Below are 16,562 nucleotides of genomic sequence, written 5' to 3' on the forward strand. Positions count from 1 at the left end.
CCACGGTTTTCCGTACGGCTCTCCGTACGGCCGGAGGCCCCGGTTCCCGCTCGGCGGGGACCGGGGCCTTCCCCGTTCCGGGGTGGTGACAGCTACACCCCGAGGACGGAAAGCAGCGCCATGGATCGGCTCTGACCTGCGGCCTTACCGTTTGGGCATGCGAATCACCAGCCTGGCCGGGGTCCTGCGCAAGCCGTTCGGCGGCGCGGGCCGGGCCGTCGCCTTCCTCGCGACCGGCATCCTCCTGCAGCTCGCCGCCCTGCTCGTCCTCGCGGTGCCGTGGCTGAACGGCGGGCCGACCGAGGCGCTCAGCGTGCTCGTCGCCGTGCTCGTGCCGCTCGGCGTCCTCGCCCTGGCCACGCCCGTGCTCACCGCGGCGCAGACCGCCCGCTTCCGCACCCGCCTGGGCGTGGAGATCCCCCGGCTCCCCGCCGTGGGCGGCGCGTCACGGGCGGACCGGGCCCGGCAATGGCTGCGGACCCCCGCGACCTGGCGGCAGATCGGCTACCACCTGCTGGCCGGGCCGCTGATCTCCCTCGCCGGGGCGGTGGCGCTGCTCCTGTGGGCCGCGGCCGCCGTCGCCGCCACCGTCTACGTCTGGATCTGGGCGCTGCCGCCCGAGACGCGCGTCGAACACCTCGGCTACACCACACAGGCGGCCTTCCTCACCGTCGCCGGCCTCGCCGGGCTCTACGGCGCCGCCTGGCTCTCCGGCGCGCTCGCCCGGCTCGACACCCGCGCCGCCACGGCCCGCCTCGGCCCCAGCCGCGCCGAACTCCTCCAGATGCGCGTCGAAGAGGTCACCGAGAGCCGCGCCGGCGTCCTGGACGCGGCCGACGCCGAGCGCCGCCGCATCGAGCGCGACCTGCACGACGGCGCGCAGCAGCGGCTCGTGTCGATGGCGGTCAACCTCGGGCTCGCCAAGGTGACGCTCAAGGACCTGCCCGAGGACGCCCGCAAGGTCATCGACGAGGCGCACCGCGAGGCCAAGGACGCCATCGCCGAGCTCAGCAACCTCGTCCGCGGCCTGCACCCCGCCGTGCTGGAGGACCGCGGCCTCGACGCCGCGCTGTCCGGCATCGCCGAGCGCACCCCCCTGCCCGTCGGGCTGACGGCCGACCTGCCCGTCCGGCCCGCCCCCGCGGTCGAGGCCGTCGCCTACTTCGTCGTCTCCGAGGCGCTCGCCAACGTCGTCAAGCACGCCCGCGCGGGCCGGGCCGATGTCCGCCTCGAAACGCGCGGGGGGATACTTCATGTCGTCGTCACCGACGACGGCGTGGGCGGGGCCGCTCCCGAGGGCGGCACCGGGCTGGCCGGGCTGGCCAAGCGGGTCGCGTCGGTCGACGGCACGTTCTCGATCAGCAGCCCCGCGGGGGGCCCGACCGTAGTCACCGTGGAGCTGCCGTGCGCGCCGTGATCGCCGAAGATTCCGTCCTGCTCCGGATCGGCCTGGTGAAGGTCCTGGAGACGGCCGGGTTCGACGTGGTCGCGGAGACCGGCGACGCGGAGGCGGTGCTGGCCGCGGTGGACGAGCACCGGCCCGGCCTGGTCGTCCTCGACGTCCGCATGCCGCCGGGCTTCACCGACGAGGGCGTGCGCGCCGCGCTCGTCATCCGCAAGCAGTGGCCGGACACGGCCGTGCTGCTGCTCTCCCAGTACGTGGAGGAGCGCTACGCCGCCGACCTGCTGTCCGGCGACACGCGCGGCGTCGGCTACCTGCTCAAGGAACGGGTCGCCGACGTGGAGGAGTTCATCGACGCGCTGCGGCGCGTCGCGGGCGGCGGCACCGCGCTCGACCCGCAGGTCGTCTCGCAGCTGCTGCTGCGCCGGCACAGCGACCCGCTCGACCGGCTCACGCCGCGCGAGCGGGACGTGCTGGAGCTGATGGCGTCCGGGCGGTCGAACGCGGGCATCGCGCAGGCGCTGGTCGTCAGCGAGAGCGCGGTGGCCAAGCACATCAACTCGATCCTGGCGAAGCTGGACCTGCCGAAGGCGGACGCGGACCACCGGCGGGTGCTGGCGGTGCTGCGGTTCCTGGGCGTCGGCTGAGGACTTCCGGCCTCTGGCCTACGGCCTACCCCCGCAGGCCGCGCAGGAGCAGCCCGCACACCGCGTCGAACGCCGCGTCGATCCCCGGGAGGGACCAGTCCGCGGCGTAGGCGGGGTCGTGGAAGCGGTTCGTGGCGTCCCAGAGCGCGCGGGCCGTGGCCGCGGGGCCGGATTCCGTTTCCGCGAACTCGCCGCTGCGGACGCCGCTTTCGACGATCTGCGCGAGCTGGCCGATCATCGTCTCGATGTGCCGGTCGACGGTGGCGCTGTTCTCGCCCACGAGGACCATGTACGTGGCGAACAGCTCGGGGTCGCCCCCCGCCTTGCGCCGCTTCGCGGCGAACAGCGCCGAGAGCCATGCGCGCAGGCGCGGCCCGGCGGGCCCCTCCGCGCCGGCGACGGCCGACAGCTCCGCGTGCGACAGGTCCAGCCAGCGCTGCGTGACGGCCTCCCGCAGGGCGGCCTTGCTGCCGAAGTGCCGGTAGACGCTGCCGTGACTGACGCCCAGCGCGCGGGCGACGTCGACCACGGTGGCCTTGGCGGGGCCGTAGCGGCGCAGCACGTCCTCGGTGGCTTCGAGGATGCGCTCGGGGGTCAGCGGCTCGGGCGGCATACGGGCTCGTACCTTTCGGCTGGGGGCGGGCGGTCCCGGGTGATACGCCCATATGGACGGTACCGGGCCGGTCCCCGGGGGCGCGGGGGCGGTGGGCCTGCGGCCGGCTGCGGCAAGTCCTTCCGCCGCGGCGGTGAGCAACCACCGCGGCGGATCCCGGCGGTGCCGGACCGGCCGCGGGCCGGCGCCTGTATGGCGCCGCCGGTCACCCCGGTGGGGGTTGTGCGCCGTGGCGGCGGGATTTCCTGCCTGGCGGCAGGGGGCGTGGAGAGGCTGTGCCTCTCCGTTCCGCCGCAGTGGTGATCAGCCACGACGTCGCAGCCCGGCGGTGCCGGAGCCACCCCCGCCCGGAGATCCGGCGAGCCGCCCGCAGGGCTCACCGCTCGCTGTCGAGGTGCGCCATCTGGGACTCCGGGTAGCGCGCGCCGGACGCGGCGCCGGCGGGGACCGCCTCCTCGATCGCGGCGAGGTCGGCCGCGTCCAGGGTGAGGTCGAGCGCGCCGAGCGCCTCGGTGAGGCGGTCGCGGCGGCGGGCGCCGACGAGGGGCACGATGTCCTCGCCCTGGGCGAGGACCCAGGCGATGGCGGTCTGCGCGACGGACGCGCCCTTGCCCTCGGCGACCTTGCGCAGGGCGTCGACGAGGTCGAGGTTGCGCTGGAGGTTCTCGCCCTGGAAGCGCGGGCTCATGCCGCGGAAGTCGCCCGCGCCGAGCTGCCGGTCGCGGTCGAAGTGGCCGCTGATCAGGCCGCGCGAGAGCACGCCGTACGCGGTGATGCCGATGCCGAGCTCGCGCGCGGTGGGCAGGATCCGGTCCTCGATGCCGCGGGAGATCAGCGAGTACTCGATCTGCAGGTCGGAGACGGGCGCGACGGCCGCGGCCCGGCGCAGGGTGTCCGCGCCCACCTCGGAGAGGCCGACGTGGCGCACGTGGCCGGCCTCGACGAGCTCGGCGATGGCGCCGACGGTCTCCTCGATCGGCACGTCGGGGTCGACGCGGGCGATGCGGTAGACGTCGATGTGGTCGACGCCGAGGCGCTGCAGGGAGTACGCGGCGAAGTTCTTCACGGCGGCGGGGCGGCCGTCGTAGCCGGACCAGCCGCCGTCCGGGTCGCGCAGGGCGCCGAACTTGACGCTGGTGAGCGCCTTGGCGCGGGCGGCCTCGCCGGCGGTGCGCAGGGCTTCGCCGATGAGGAGTTCGTTGTGGCCCATGCCGTAGAAGTCGCCGGTGTCGATCAGGGTGACGCCGGCGTCGAGGGCGGCGTGGATCGTGGCGATGGACTCGGCGCGGTCGGCTTCGCCGTAGAGGGCGGACATGCCCATCGCGCCGAGGCCGAGCGCGGAGACCCGGGGGCCGGTGGTGCCGAGGGTGCGGTGCTGCACGGGAGCTCCTTCGGAAGGGAGGCGGGAAATACGGAAATACCTGAGCAATCCGCTCATATGCGGGTAAGCAGGATTGCGGCTCCCTTGAAGAGTGGCACATGGACTGACAGATTTCAATATCTGTCAGTCGTTCGCGCTCGGCATCCGCAACGTGAGCAGCGCCGACACCGCCACCGCCACCACCTGCACCCCCAGCGTCACGGCGAGCGCATCCCGCATCCCCAGCGACTCCGACAGCGTCAGGAACAGCGACCCGAGCGTGGCCACGCCCAGCGCCATGAACGACTGCTGCGTGGTGACCATGACCCCGCCGCCCACGCCCGCCTGCGCCACCGGCACCTCGCTCAGCACCGTCCGCAGGGTCAGCGGCAGCAGCAGGCCCTGGCCCAGGCCCTGGACGGCCATCGCCGCGCACGGGCCCCAGACGTTCCGCCCCTCCCAGCCCCAGAAGAAGGCCGCGGCCACCCCGAGCAGGCCCACGCCCTGGATCAGCGCCCCGGCCGTGACGGCCCGCCGCCCGTAGCGGCTGAAGAGCCGGGGCCCGGCGAGCGAGCCCGCGAAGAACGTCACGCACATCGGCACCAGCGCCAGCCCCGCCGCCAGCGGGCCCAGCCGCAGCCCCTCCTGCAGCACCACCGCGAGGACGAACATGAAGCCGCCCCAGCCCAGCGAGAACGGCACCACCACGGCCAGCCCCGTCCGCACCGACCGCACCCGCAGCAGCGACGGCGGCACCAGCGGCGTCCGCCCGCCCTTGCCCGCCCGCTCCAGGCGCCGCTCCGTGACGGTGAACGCCACCGCCGCGAACGGGAAGACCGCGAGCAGCACCCACGACCACACCGGCCAGCCCGTCGCCCTGCCCTCCGTCAGCGGCACCAGCAGGGAGATCAGCGACAGCGACAGCAGCACCGTGCCCAGGCCGTCCACCCGCGTCGGGCGCGGGGAGCGGGTCTCGGGCACGGCACGGGCGGCCAGCACCAGGGCGACCGCCGCGACCGGGGCGTTCACCAGGAAGATCGACCGCCAGCCCGTGCCCGCCACGTCCGCGGCGACCAGCACCCCGCCCAGCACCTGGCCGACCGAGGCGGAGATCCCGGACGTGCCGCTGTAGAAGCTGAGCGCCCTGGCCCGGCCCGCCCCGCTCGTCGTGGCCTGGATCGTCGCCAGCACCTGCGGCAGCATCAGCGCGGACGCCGCGCCCTGCGCGATCCGCGCCGCCACCAGCCACCAGGCCCCCGGCGCGAGACCGCACGCCACCGACGTCACGCCGAACGCGGCCGTGCCCCACATAAACAGCCGGCGCCTGCCCACCATGTCGCCCAGCCGCCCGCCGAGCACCAGCAGCACGGCGTAGGCGACCCCGTAGCCGCCCACGACCATCTCCAGCAGGGCCGGGCCGGCGTGCAGGTCGTGGTCGATGGCGGGCAGGGCGACGTTGACGATGAAGAAGTCGATCATCGGCAGCGCCGCGCCGGTCAGCACGGTGAACAGGCCGAGGGGGGAGAGGGCGGGGGAGGAGGGCCGGAGGGAGCCTCCGGCGGACGCCGCAACGGATTCGGTGACAGGGGGAGTTGTTCGGGTATCGCTCACAGGATCGACGATGGCCGCCCGCCCAGCCCGGTACCAGAGCGTCCTTATCCTGGTACCGGCACTACCTGGAACAGGCCGCAGGACTCGCGCACGCTGGAGGCATGCCCACGATGCTGCAGGAGCCCCGGACCGGCCTTCCCCGCGTGCCCGTCCCCCACGCCCCCACCGCCGACGACGTCCGCCGCGGGGAGCTGGCCGCGTTCCTGCGCAGCCGCCGCGAGCGCGTCTCCCCCGAGCAGGCGGGCCTGCCGCGCGGGCCGCGGCGGCGCACGCCCGGCCTGCGCCGGGAGGAGGTGGCGCACCTCGCCGCGGTGGGCGTCACCTGGTACACGTGGCTGGAGCAGGCCCGCGACATCAAGGTCTCGCCGCAGGTCCTCGACGCCGTCGCCCGCGCCCTGCAGCTCGACCGCAGCGAGCGCAGCCACCTCTTCGCGCTGGCCAACGCGGTCGACCCGATGCCGGAGACCGACTGCCCGGGGGTCTCCGCGGACCTGCGGATGATGCTGGAGCAGCTGGAGCCGTTCCCCGCGGTCATCCAGAACGCGCGGTACGACCTCCTCGCCTACAACCGCACGTACAGCGCGCTCATGTGCGACCTCGACAAGCTGCCCCGCGAGGAGCGCAACTGCATGTGGCTCGCGTTCACCAACGCCGAGGTCCGCGCGACGCTCTGCGACCGGGAGGAGACGACCCGCGCGATGGCGGCCCGGTTCCGCGGCTCGATGGCGGAGCACCTCGGGGAGCCGGCGTGGGAGCGCCTCCTGGCCAAGCTGCTGGCGGCCTCCCCGGAGTTCCGCATGATCTGGGCCCGCCACGAGGTCGCCCCGGTCGCGTCGCCACGGCTCCGCGGCCACCGGCATCCGGTGGTGGGCGAGCTCCGCCTCAACTTCACCAGCCTGTGGACCGGCCCGCACCCGGGCGGCCGGCTGCTCACCCTCACCCCGGCGGACGACGCCACGCGGGAGAGACTGGAGCGGCTGAGTGCGCTTGCGCGGAGCGCATAGCCGCTGCGGCGGGGTGCGGCACCGCCGGTTTCCTGCGCGGTGGTTCCTCACCGCTGCGGCGGAAGAAGGACCCCTGGCCGAGGCGGAAGGAATCTGCCCGCCGCCACGGCGACGAGCCACCGCGGCGAGGACCCGGCGCCCCGCACGGCCGCAGCGACCGCCACGTCGCTCAGGAGTCGTGGGACGCCAGTCGCGAGGTGATGCGCTCCAGCTCCGCCAGGTCCTCCGCAGGCAGCGCCAGCAGGGCCGGCGGCGGCGTGCCCAGGATGCGCTCCGCGCGGGCCGCCAGCTCCTTGCCCGCCGGGGTGGCCGAAACGATCTTCGAGCGGCGGTCGGCCGGGTTCGCGGTGCGTTCCACCAGGCCGCGGCCCGCGAGGTCGTCCACGACCAGCGTCGCGTACGGGCGGTCCGTCAGCAGCTGCTCGGCCAGCTCGCGGAGGGTGAGCGGGCCGCGGGCGATGCGCCGCAGGGCCTTGATGCGGAAGAAGCTCATGCCGAGGGCGTCGACGACCTCCTTGCGGCGTTCGTTGCCGCCGAGGACGATCTCCCGCAGCTGCCCCCAGGCGCGCTCCGCCGTCGCGGCGTGCGTGTCGTGCGCGGTCATGGTGTCACCGGGATCCTGCTCTGCTCGGAGGAGAGGCCGGTCCGGGCCGCGGCCCGCTCGGCGGTCCGGGCGGCCCAGCGGCCGGTGGTGATCGTACCGACCACCAGTACGGCCGCGCCGCACCCCGTGACGATCCACCAGCCCGTCTCCCGCATCCCCGCCGCGACCGCGGCGCCGATCACCGCGACGCCCAGCGAGCTGCCGACCTGCCGGCTGGTCGAGGCGACGGCGGCCGCGACGCCGGCCCGGGAGCGCGGCAGGCCGGAGACGGCCGTGTTGGTGATGGGCGCGTTCACCAGTCCGAAGCCGATGCCGAAGAGGACGTACGCGCAGATCAGCAGCGCGTCGGAGGAGCCGGCGGAGGTGCCCGCGCCGCTCGCCGCCACGAGCGCGCCGCTCGCCGTCATCGCCGTCCCCGCGAGCACCAGCGGCAGCCGCGGCCCGCGGGCTCCCACCAGCCGGCCCGACAGCGGCGCGAACACCAGGCACATGACGGCCATGGGCAGCATGTAGAGGCCGGCGTCCAGCGCGGACAGGCCCCGGTCGTTCTGCAGGTACAGCGTGTTGAGGAAGAGGAAGCCGCCCAGCGCCGCGAAGGCGCACACCGCCACCACCGTGGCCCCGCCGAAGGGCGCGCTCCGGAAGAGCCGCGGCTCGATCAGCGGCTCGGCGCGCCGCCGCTCGTAGGCGACGAGCCCGGCCAGCGCGCAGCCGGCGGCGGCGAAGCAGCCGAGGATGAGCGGGGAGCCCCAGCCCGCCGCGGAGCCCTCGATGATCCCGTACGTGAGCGAGCCGAGCAGCACGATCATCAGCACCTGCCCCACGGGGTCGGGGCGGCGCGGCTCGGCCGCGCGCGACTCGGGCACGTACCGGGCGGTCATGGCGAGCGCGGCGAGCCCCACCGGCAGGTTGATCCAGAAGATGGCCCGCCAGCCGGTGGTCTCGACGAGCGCCCCGCCGATGACCGGCCCGGCCGCCATGCTGATGCCGACGACGCCGCCCCACACGCCTATCGCGCGGGCCCGCTCCCGCGGGTCGGTGAAGGTGTTGGTGATGATCGACATGGCGACGGGGTTGAGCATCGAGCCGCCCACCGCCTGCACCATGCGGAAGGCGACGAGCCAGCCGAGCCCGGGCGCCAGGCTGCACAGCACGGACCCCGCGGTGAAGAGCACCAGCCCGGCCTGGAAGATCCGCCGGCGGCCCAGCCGGTCGGCGGTCGAGCCGGCGAGCATCAGCAGCGAGGCGAGGACGAGCGTGTAGGCGTCGATCGTCCACTGCAGGCCGGGGACCGTGGTGTGCAGCTCGCGCTGCATGGACGGCAGCGCCACGTTCAGGATCGTGTTGTCGAGGCTCACCATGAGCAGGCTCGTGCAACAGATGGCGAGGACCAGCAGCCGGCGGCGCCGGGAGAGCTCGGGCACGGGGGACCCCCTGGGGTGCGGGCGCACAACAGATAGTTGTACATCTCCAATGATTTAAAGAGTACAACTAAATGTTCCATGGCGGTACGCGACAATGGGTCCATGACGCATGACGCCGCCACGCCGCTCCAGATCGGCCCGCACACCGTGTGGCCGCCGGTGGTCCTCGCCCCCATGGCGGGCATCACGAACGCGCCCTTCCGCACGCTGTGCCGAGAGTTCTCGGGCGGCAAGGGGCTCTTCGTCAGCGAGATGATCACCACCAGGGCCCTGGTCGAGCGCGACGCCAAGACCATGCGTCTGATCCACTTCGACGGCACCGAGAAGCCCCGGTCGATCCAGCTCTACGGCGTCGACCCGGTCACCGTCGGAAAGGCCGTCCGCATGATCGTGGACGAGGACCTGGCCGACCACATCGACCTCAACTTCGGCTGCCCCGTCCCCAAGGTCACCCGCAAGGGCGGCGGCTCGGCGCTCCCGTACAAGCGCAACCTGCTCCGCTCGATCCTGCGCGAGGCCGTCGGCAACGCCGGCTCCCTCCCGGTCACCATGAAGATGCGCAAGGGCATCGACGACGACCACATCACCTACCTCGACGCCGGCCGGATCGCCGTCGAGGAGGGCGTCACGGCCATCGCCCTGCACGGCCGCACGGCGGCCCAGCACTACGGCGGCACCGCCGACTGGGAGGCCATAGCGCGGCTGAAGGAGACCGTGCCGGAGATCCCCGTGCTCGGAAACGGCGACATCTGGTCGGCGGAGGACGCCGTGCGGATGATGCGCGAGACCGGCTGCGACGGCGTCGTCGTCGGCCGCGGCTGCCTCGGGCGCCCCTGGCTCTTCGGCGACCTCGTCACGGCCTTCGAGGGCGGCGGCGCCCCGGCCGCGCCCACGATGCGCGAGGTGGCCCGCGTGATGGTGCGCCACGCGACGCTCCTCGGCGAGTGGCTGGAGAGCGAGGAGCGCGGCGTCATCGACTTCCGCAAGCACGTGGCCTGGTACACCAAGGGCTTCTCCATCGGCTCGGACATGCGCAAGAAGCTGGCGATCGCCTCGTCCCTGGACGAGCTCGGCGCTCACCTGAGCGAGCTCGACCTGGACCAGTCCTGGCCGGCCGGCGCCGACGGACCCCGCGGGCGCACGTCGGGCCGCAACCGCGTGGTGCTCCCGGACGGCTGGCTGAACGACCCGTACGACTGCGCGGCCGTCAGCGCCGACGCCGAACTCGACACATCCGGCGGCTGATGCGTCGTCCGACGGCGTGATTCTCGCCACCCCTGATCAGTGGTTCGCTCAGATGAGCGGTATACACAGGGGTGCATCTCTTGAGGGGTGGCACTGCGTGCCACCCCTCTTGCGTTCACGACTTGACGCCGCATCCTCCATTTGGTCGACGCTCCGTGTTGCCCCGGCTTCTGTTTGTCATTCTGTCTTCAGAAGTCGAACAACCGGCTTCCGGACCCTTTACCGGGGCGTGACTTTCGATCTGCTGGCTGACAGGCGGTTACGCCCATATGGCCGGGGGGTGGACCTCCTCATAAGCCTTCGATCTGGGTACGCTCCCCGCCGTCAGCACGTTTGAGCACGCCTTCCCCCAACTGTGTACGGGGGGACCCCAGTGAGGAGTCGAGTCCCGTGCCGGAAACCACAGATCAGCAGAAGTTCGTCTACGACTTCACCGAGGGCAACAAGGACCTGAAGGACCTGCTCGGCGGGAAGGGCGCCAACCTCGCCGAGATGACCAACCTCGGCCTGCCCGTACCCCCCGGCTTCACCATCACCACCGAAGCCTGCAAGGTCTACCTCGACAGCGGCAGCGAGCCCACGGCCCTGCGCGACGAGGTCTCGGCCCACCTCGAGGCCCTCGAGAAGCGGATGGGCAAGAAGCTGGGGCAGGCGGACGACCCGCTGCTGGTCTCGGTCCGGTCGGGCGCCAAGTTCTCCATGCCCGGCATGATGGACACCGTCCTCAACATCGGGCTCTCCGACGCCTCCGTGGCCGGGCTCGCCGCCCAGGCCGGCGACGAGCGCTTCGCCTGGGACTCCTACCGCCGCCTCATCCAGATGTTCGGCAAGACCGTGCTCGGCGTCGACGGCGAGCTCTTCGAGGAGGCGCTCGACGAGGCCAAGCGGGCCAAGGGCGTCACCACGGACGTCGAGCTCGACGCCGCCGACCTCAAGCGCCTGGTCGAGGAGTTCAAGGGCACCGTCGCCAAGGAGACCGGCCGGGACTTCCCGCAGGAGCCGCGCGAGCAGATGGACCTCGCCATCCGGGCGGTCTTCGACTCGTGGAACGGCGACCGCGCCAAGCTCTACCGCCGCCAGGAGCGCATCCCCGGCGACCTCGGCACCGCCGTCAACATCTGCTCCATGGTCTTCGGTAACCTCGGCCCCGACTCCGGCACCGGCGTCGCCTTCACCCGTGACCCCGCCAGCGGCCACCAGGGCGTCTACGGCGACTACCTGCAGAACGCCCAGGGCGAGGACGTCGTCGCGGGCATCCGCAACACCGTGCCGCTCGCCGACCTGGAGCGCATCGACAAGGCGTCCTACGCCCAGCTGATGCAGATCATGGAGACGCTCGAGACGCACTACAAGGACCTGTGCGACATCGAGTTCACCATCGAGCGCGGCAAGCTGTGGATGCTGCAGACCCGCGTCGGCAAGCGCACCGCGGGCGCCGCCTTCCGCATCGCCACCCAGCTGGTCGACCAGGGCCTGATCGACGAGGCCGAGGCGCTGCAGCGCGTCACCGGCGCGCAGCTCGCGCAGCTGATGTTCCCGCGCTTCGACGAGAAGGCCAACACCGAGCTGCTCGGCCGGGGCATCGCCGCCTCGCCCGGCGCCGCCGTCGGCAAGGCCGTCTTCGACTCGTACACCGCCGTGAAGTGGTCCCGCTCGGGCGAGAAGGTCATCCTGATCCGCCGCGAGACCAACCCCGACGACCTCGACGGCATGATCGCCTCCGAGGGCATCCTCACCTCCCGCGGCGGCAAGACCTCGCACGCCGCCGTCGTCGCCCGCGGCATGGGCAAGACCTGTGTCTGCGGCGCGGAGGAGCTGGAGGTCGACACCAAGCGCCGCCGGATGACCGCCCCCGGCGGGGTGGTCATCGAGGAGGGCGAGGTCGTCTCCATCGACGGCTCCACCGGCAAGGTCTACCTCGGTGAGGTGCCCGTCGTGCCCTCCCCGGTCGTCGAGTACTTCGAGGGCCGCGCGGACGGCGCCGCGGAGGACGCCGACGAGCTCGTCAAGGCCGTGCACCGCGTGATGACCTACGCGGACGGCGGGCGCCGGCTGCAGGTCCGGGCCAACGCCGACAATGCCGAGGACGCCGCCCGCGCCCGCCGCTTCGGCGCCCAGGGCATCGGCCTGTGCCGCACCGAGCACATGTTCCTCGGCGAGCGCCGCGAGATGGTCGAGCGGCTGATCCTGGCCGACCACGAGGACGAGCGCGACGAGGCCCTCAAGGCCCTGCTGCCGCTGCAGAAGTCCGACTTCGTCGAGCTCTTCGAGGCCATGGACGGGCTGCCCGTCACGGTGCGCCTGCTCGACCCGCCGCTGCACGAGTTCCTGCCCGACATCACCGACCTGTCGGTGCGGGTCGCGCTCGCCGAGGCCCGTCACGAGCCGCACGAGAACGAGCTGCGCCTGCTGCAGGCCGTGCACAAGCTCCACGAGCAGAACCCGATGCTGGGCCTGCGCGGCGTCCGCCTCGGCCTCGTCATCCCGGGCCTGTTCGCCATGCAGGTGCGGGCCATCGCCGAGGCCGCGGCCGAGCGGCGCAACGCCGGCGGCGACCCGCACGCCGAGATCATGATCCCGCTGGTGGGCACCGTCCAGGAGCTGGAGATCGTCCGCGAGGAGGCCGAGCGGGTCATCGCCGAGGTCGAGCGGGCCACCGGCACCGGCCTGGGGCTCACCCTCGGCACCATGATCGAGCTGCCGCGCGCCGCGCTCACGGCCGGTCAGATCGCCGAGGCCGCCGAGTTCTTCTCCTTCGGCACCAACGACCTCACCCAGACCGTGTGGGGCTTCTCCCGCGACGACGTCGAGGCGAGCTTCTTCACCGCGTACCTGGAGAAGGGCATCTTCGGCGTCAGCCCCTTCGAGACCATCGACCGCGACGGCGTGGGCTCGCTCGTACGGGCGGCCGCCGAGGCCGGCCGGGCCACCCGCCCCGACCTCAAGCTCGGCGTCTGCGGCGAGCACGGCGGCGACCCGGACTCGGTGCACTTCTTCCACGAGGTGGGCCTGGACTACGTCTCCTGCTCCCCCTTCCGCATCCCCGTGGCACGCCTGGAGGCCGGCCGTGCGGCCGCGCTCGGCAAGGGGGGCTCGGACAGCCGCTGACGCGGCTGCCGCGCCGGCCCGGCACGAACCGGGCCGGCGCGGCGGAGCCGCCGCCCGGGCGACCCCGACCCTCAGCCCCGGCGGCGGCTCCAGCACCTCGAAGGGGCGGCACCCGTGCGGGGGGCCGCCCCTTCGCACGCGTATGATCCGCCCGCGTGCGCCCGCGCCCGACCGCCTGCGCACGGACCGTCCGGTACGGACCAAGGCCCCTCATCCGGAACCCTGGTGGCCGGAAAACGCCGCTCCCGTGGGGCCCGTGGGGCGCGTGGTGGGGCGGCGGTGTCTCCGGCACATGACGCGGGGGTTACCGGCGCGTGGTCATCCTGTGGTGATCCTGCGCCCGAGATGTGCCCGACCTGTGGCTTCCCTGTGCCGGGCAGGGCGAAGGGGCGGCGCTCGTGCGGGAGCGCCGCCCCTCTTTACTCCCCCACCGGGAGTTGTTGCCGCCCGCATCGGCTCGGGCGGCAACTCGCATACTCAGCGGCCGCTTTTTCGCTCGCCACCCCCCACGGGAACGAGCGGGGCGCGGCCCCGAGTGCGTGAATAGCATTTCGCTTCCCCCGCGTTCCCCGCGAGTCCTTTCAACTGTGGCCAAAAGGGCGTGGTAACAGCTCGTATCGGTGTGCATACTCAGTGAGCGGGGGGTGGTTGCGGATGTCTCATGTGGGGGTTTGGTGCTGCGCGTCCATTTCACGGGACTCGATCTGGCCCGGTTGCGCCTGGCCGGAGACCCGGACGCACTCTGGGAAACCGTATTGAGCCTCCACCGGCTCCGGGACAAACAAGGCGAGTCGATCTTCGGGGATTGGCGCTCGGAAACCCGCGCCAGGTTGAATGGTGAAACTCGGCTTCTCGCCCCGCTGGTGCCTTCCCGCGGGTATTTTCCGGACTTCCTCACACCCCCCGAAGGGGTACTCGGACTCGACTCCGGCATGCAGGCCCTGCGCGAGACGCCGGGCGAGCGGGTGCACCGCGAGCTCGGCCGGCTCTCCACGGCCCGGACGCTCCCCGCTTGGATACGATCCATGGCCGAGGGCGACGAGCGCGCCTTCGCCAAGCTCACCGGCGCGCTCCAGGCCTACCACGAGGCCGCGATAGCACCCTACTGGCAGCACATCCAGGCCCAGATCGAGGCCGACCGGGCCGTGCGCGGCCGGGCCCTGCTGGACGGCGGCGCGGACGCCCTGCTCTCCTCACTCCCGCCCATGATGCGCTGGCGCGCGCCCGTCCTGGAAGCCGACTACCCCGTCGACCGCGACGTCCACCTCAACGGCCGCGGGCTGCTGCTGGTTCCCTCCTTCTTCTGCCGGCGCACGCCCGTCACCTACCAGAACCCCGAACTCACCCCGGTCCTCGTCTACCCCGCCCGGCACATGTCGGAGTCCGCGCCCGCCGTGCAGGCCGCGCCGCGCTCGCTCGGCAAGCTCGTCGGGCACACCCGCTCTGCGGTCCTCGGCTCCATCGGCGGCGGCTGCACCACCAGCGAACTCGCCCGCCGCGTCGGCGTGTCCGCGGCCTCGGCCAGCCAGCACGCGGGCGTGCTGCGCGAGGCGGGCCTGGTCCTGACGCTGCGCAACGGCAGCGCGGTGATGCACACCCTGACGCCCCTGGGCGCGGCCCTCCTGCGCGGCGGCCACAAGGCGACACCGCTCGCGCCCAGGCCGCCTCAGCCGTCGATCCCGGAGCGCTCCACCCCGGCAACGATGCTGCAGTCTCCCGGGGGATGACCCCCGGACCCCCAGCCCGGCGTGGGCCGGGGGGGCTCAGCCGTCGATCCCGGAGCGCTCCACCCCCGCCACGATGTACCGCTGCAGCACCAGGAAGACCACGAGCAGCGGTACCACCGACACGGCCGCCGCCACGAACAGCTCGTGCAGGTGCACGGCCTGGGCCGTCGTGAACGTCGACAGGGCGACCTGGACGGTCCACGCGTCGCGGTCCTGGCCGATGACCAGGGGCCACAGGAACGAGTTCCAGGCCCCGATGAACACGATCGTGCCGACCGCGGCGAACACCGGCCGCGTGTTCGGCACGACCACGAGCCAGTACGTCCGCCACGGCCCGAGGCCGTCCACCTGCGCCGCGTCCTCCAGCTCCCGCGGGAACCCCAGGAAGTACTGGCGGAAGACGAAGCATGCGAAGGCGCTGAACAGCGTCGGCACGATCAGCCCGCGCAGGCTGGAGACCCAGCCCAGCGACGACACCAGCACGAACGACGGCACGAAGGTGACCGCCGCCGGCACCAGCAGCGTGCCCAGGACCGCGGCCAGGACGGCGCCGGAGCACCGGTAGGGGATCCGGGCCAGGCCGTAGCCCGCGAGCGAGGCGAGCAGCAGCGTGCCGAGCGTCGTCGCCACCGCGATCAGCGCCGAGTTCAGCAGGGCGTGCGCCATCGGCACGTCCGGGTCGGCGAACAGCTCCCGCACGTTCGACCAGTGCACCTCGGACGGGAAGAACGTCCACTCCGGCGAGGTGATGTCCGCCTCGGCGGCGAGCCCGTTCCGCACGAGCAGGTAGAAGGGGATCAGGAACAGCCCGGCGAGCGCGACCAGCAGCACCAGCCGCAGCGCCCGCCCGGCCCGTACGAGGGCGTCGTCCGTCCGCCTCATGCTTCCGTCCGTCCGCCTCATGCCTCCCTCCTGCCCAGCCCCGACCAGCGCGACTGCACCACCGTCACCACCGCGATCACCAGCGCCAGCACCACCGCTCCCGCGCTGCCCACCCCGAGGTTCTGCCCCTGCCCGAGCGCTGTGTAGTAGAGGTACACGAGCGGCGGCCGGGCGTACGGCGGATAGCCGCGCGCGTCCGCCAGCAGGTTGTAGAACTCGTCGAACGCCTGGAAGGCGTTGATGACGAGCAGCAGCACCACCGCCACCGACGTCGCCCGCAGCGCCGGGAAGGTGATGTGCCGGAACGTCTGCCACCCCGGCCGCGCCCCGTCGACGGCCGCCGCCTCGTACAGCTGCGGCGGGATCCGCTGCAGCCCGGCGAGGAACAGCACCATGTAGAAGCCCGCCTGGAGCCACAGCCGGACGGTCACCACGACCAGCCAGTACCAGGGCGGGTCGGTGGTCGACAGCCACGCCACCGGTTCGGCGCCGAACCAGCCCAGCACGGTGTTGGCCAGCCCGAACCGCACGCCGTTGAACACCGACAGCTTCCACACCAGCGCGGCGACCACGTAGCTGCACGCCGTCGGCAGGAAGAACACCGACCGGAAGAACGCCCGCGCCCGCCGCAGCCGGCCCACGGCCAGCGCGAGCCCCAGCGACAGGGCGTACGTGGCGGGCACGATGAAGGCCGTGAACAGCACGAACGTGCCCAGCGAGGAGCGGAACGCGGGGTCCCCGAGCACCTGCCGGTAGTTGTCCAGACCGGTGAAGTCCGTGGGGGAGACGGTGTTGTGCGCGTCGAAGAAGCTGAGCCACACGCTCCAGCCCAGCGGCACGTACGTGAAGAGGACGAGACCCAGCACGAAGGGGCCGGTGAACACCCAGAACCACAGGGCCTGCCGACGCCGGCGCACCGCACCGTACGCCGCCAC

At 72.9% G+C, this 16,562-nt stretch carries 13 protein-coding genes; 6 read left to right on the top strand and 7 right to left on the bottom strand.

Annotated features, from left to right (window positions below):
* Positions 1–157 precede the first annotated feature (157 nt).
* Together ACOTKD_RS04700 and ACOTKD_RS04705 are read left to right on the top strand one after the other, a co-directional pair.
* Complete coding sequence (locus tag ACOTKD_RS04700; protein WP_424887576.1) at positions 158–1,417, top strand: histidine kinase; 1,260 nt, start codon at positions 158–160, stop codon at positions 1,415–1,417.
* Complete coding sequence (locus tag ACOTKD_RS04705) at positions 1,405–2,049, top strand: response regulator (protein ID WP_424887577.1); 645 nt, start codon at positions 1,405–1,407, stop codon at positions 2,047–2,049. The genes ACOTKD_RS04700 and ACOTKD_RS04705 overlap by 13 nt, the downstream gene beginning before the upstream one ends.
* Before the next feature lie 25 nt (positions 2,050–2,074).
* Here ACOTKD_RS04705 and ACOTKD_RS04710 read toward each other — a convergent pair whose 3' ends face one another.
* The 3 genes from ACOTKD_RS04710 to ACOTKD_RS04720 form a co-directional block, all read right to left on the bottom strand.
* Positions 2,075–2,662 carry a TetR/AcrR family transcriptional regulator gene (locus tag ACOTKD_RS04710; RefSeq protein WP_424887578.1) on the bottom strand — a complete coding sequence of 196 codons (588 nt, stop codon included), beginning with the start codon at positions 2,660–2,662 and terminating at the stop codon, positions 2,075–2,077.
* Between the two features lie 376 nt (positions 2,663–3,038).
* Complete coding sequence (locus tag ACOTKD_RS04715) at positions 3,039–4,043, bottom strand: aldo/keto reductase (RefSeq protein WP_424887579.1); 1,005 nt, start codon at positions 4,041–4,043, stop codon at positions 3,039–3,041.
* A gap of 123 nt (positions 4,044–4,166) precedes the next feature.
* Positions 4,167–5,633 carry an MFS transporter gene (locus tag ACOTKD_RS04720; protein ID WP_424887580.1) on the bottom strand — a complete coding sequence of 489 codons (1,467 nt, stop codon included), beginning with the start codon at positions 5,631–5,633 and terminating at the stop codon, positions 4,167–4,169.
* Between the two features lie 101 nt (positions 5,634–5,734).
* On the opposite strand from ACOTKD_RS04720, the gene ACOTKD_RS04725 reads away from it, so the two are divergent.
* Complete coding sequence (locus ACOTKD_RS04725) at positions 5,735–6,637, top strand: helix-turn-helix transcriptional regulator (protein WP_424887581.1); 903 nt, start codon at positions 5,735–5,737, stop codon at positions 6,635–6,637.
* A gap of 169 nt (positions 6,638–6,806) precedes the next feature.
* Here the strand turns inward: ACOTKD_RS04725 and ACOTKD_RS04730 are convergent, their stop codons facing one another.
* Entirely contained in the window at positions 6,807–7,241 is a 435-nt protein-coding gene (locus tag ACOTKD_RS04730; protein WP_424887582.1) for a MarR family winged helix-turn-helix transcriptional regulator, read from the bottom strand.
* Entirely contained in the window at positions 7,238–8,665 is a 1,428-nt protein-coding gene (locus tag ACOTKD_RS04735) for an MFS transporter (RefSeq protein WP_424887583.1), read from the bottom strand. Before ACOTKD_RS04735 ends, ACOTKD_RS04730 begins: the two co-directional genes overlap by 4 nt.
* A 102-nt stretch (positions 8,666–8,767) precedes the next feature.
* Here ACOTKD_RS04735 and dusB point away from each other — a divergent pair, with 102 nt between their 5' ends.
* The 3 genes from dusB to ACOTKD_RS04750 all read left to right on the top strand — a co-directional run bounded on the left by dusB (position 8,768) and on the right by ACOTKD_RS04750 (position 14,745).
* Entirely contained in the window at positions 8,768–9,910 is a 1,143-nt protein-coding gene (dusB, locus tag ACOTKD_RS04740) for a tRNA dihydrouridine synthase DusB (protein WP_424887584.1), read from the top strand.
* A gap of 390 nt (positions 9,911–10,300) precedes the next feature.
* Positions 10,301–13,018: a pyruvate, phosphate dikinase gene (gene ppdK / locus ACOTKD_RS04745; protein ID WP_424887585.1), complete on the top strand. Its 2,718-nt coding sequence runs from the start codon at positions 10,301–10,303 to the stop codon at positions 13,016–13,018.
* A 674-nt stretch (positions 13,019–13,692) separates the two neighbouring features.
* Positions 13,693–14,745, top strand: a complete 1,053-nt coding sequence (locus ACOTKD_RS04750; RefSeq protein WP_424887586.1) for an ArsR/SmtB family transcription factor — start codon at positions 13,693–13,695, stop codon at positions 14,743–14,745.
* 36 nt (positions 14,746–14,781) lie between these two features.
* Here ACOTKD_RS04750 and ACOTKD_RS04755 read toward each other — a convergent pair whose 3' ends face one another.
* A complete protein-coding gene (locus tag ACOTKD_RS04755) occupies positions 14,782–15,627 on the bottom strand; it encodes a carbohydrate ABC transporter permease (RefSeq protein ID WP_424887587.1) in 846 nt (281 codons plus the stop codon).
* A gap of 17 nt (positions 15,628–15,644) precedes the next feature.
* A complete protein-coding gene (locus tag ACOTKD_RS04760; protein ID WP_424887588.1) occupies positions 15,645–16,562 on the bottom strand; it encodes a carbohydrate ABC transporter permease in 918 nt (305 codons plus the stop codon).

The organism is Streptomyces sp. XH2, from assembly GCF_049725035.1.
Lineage (GTDB): Bacteria > Actinomycetota > Actinomycetes > Streptomycetales > Streptomycetaceae > Streptomyces > Streptomyces roseoverticillatus.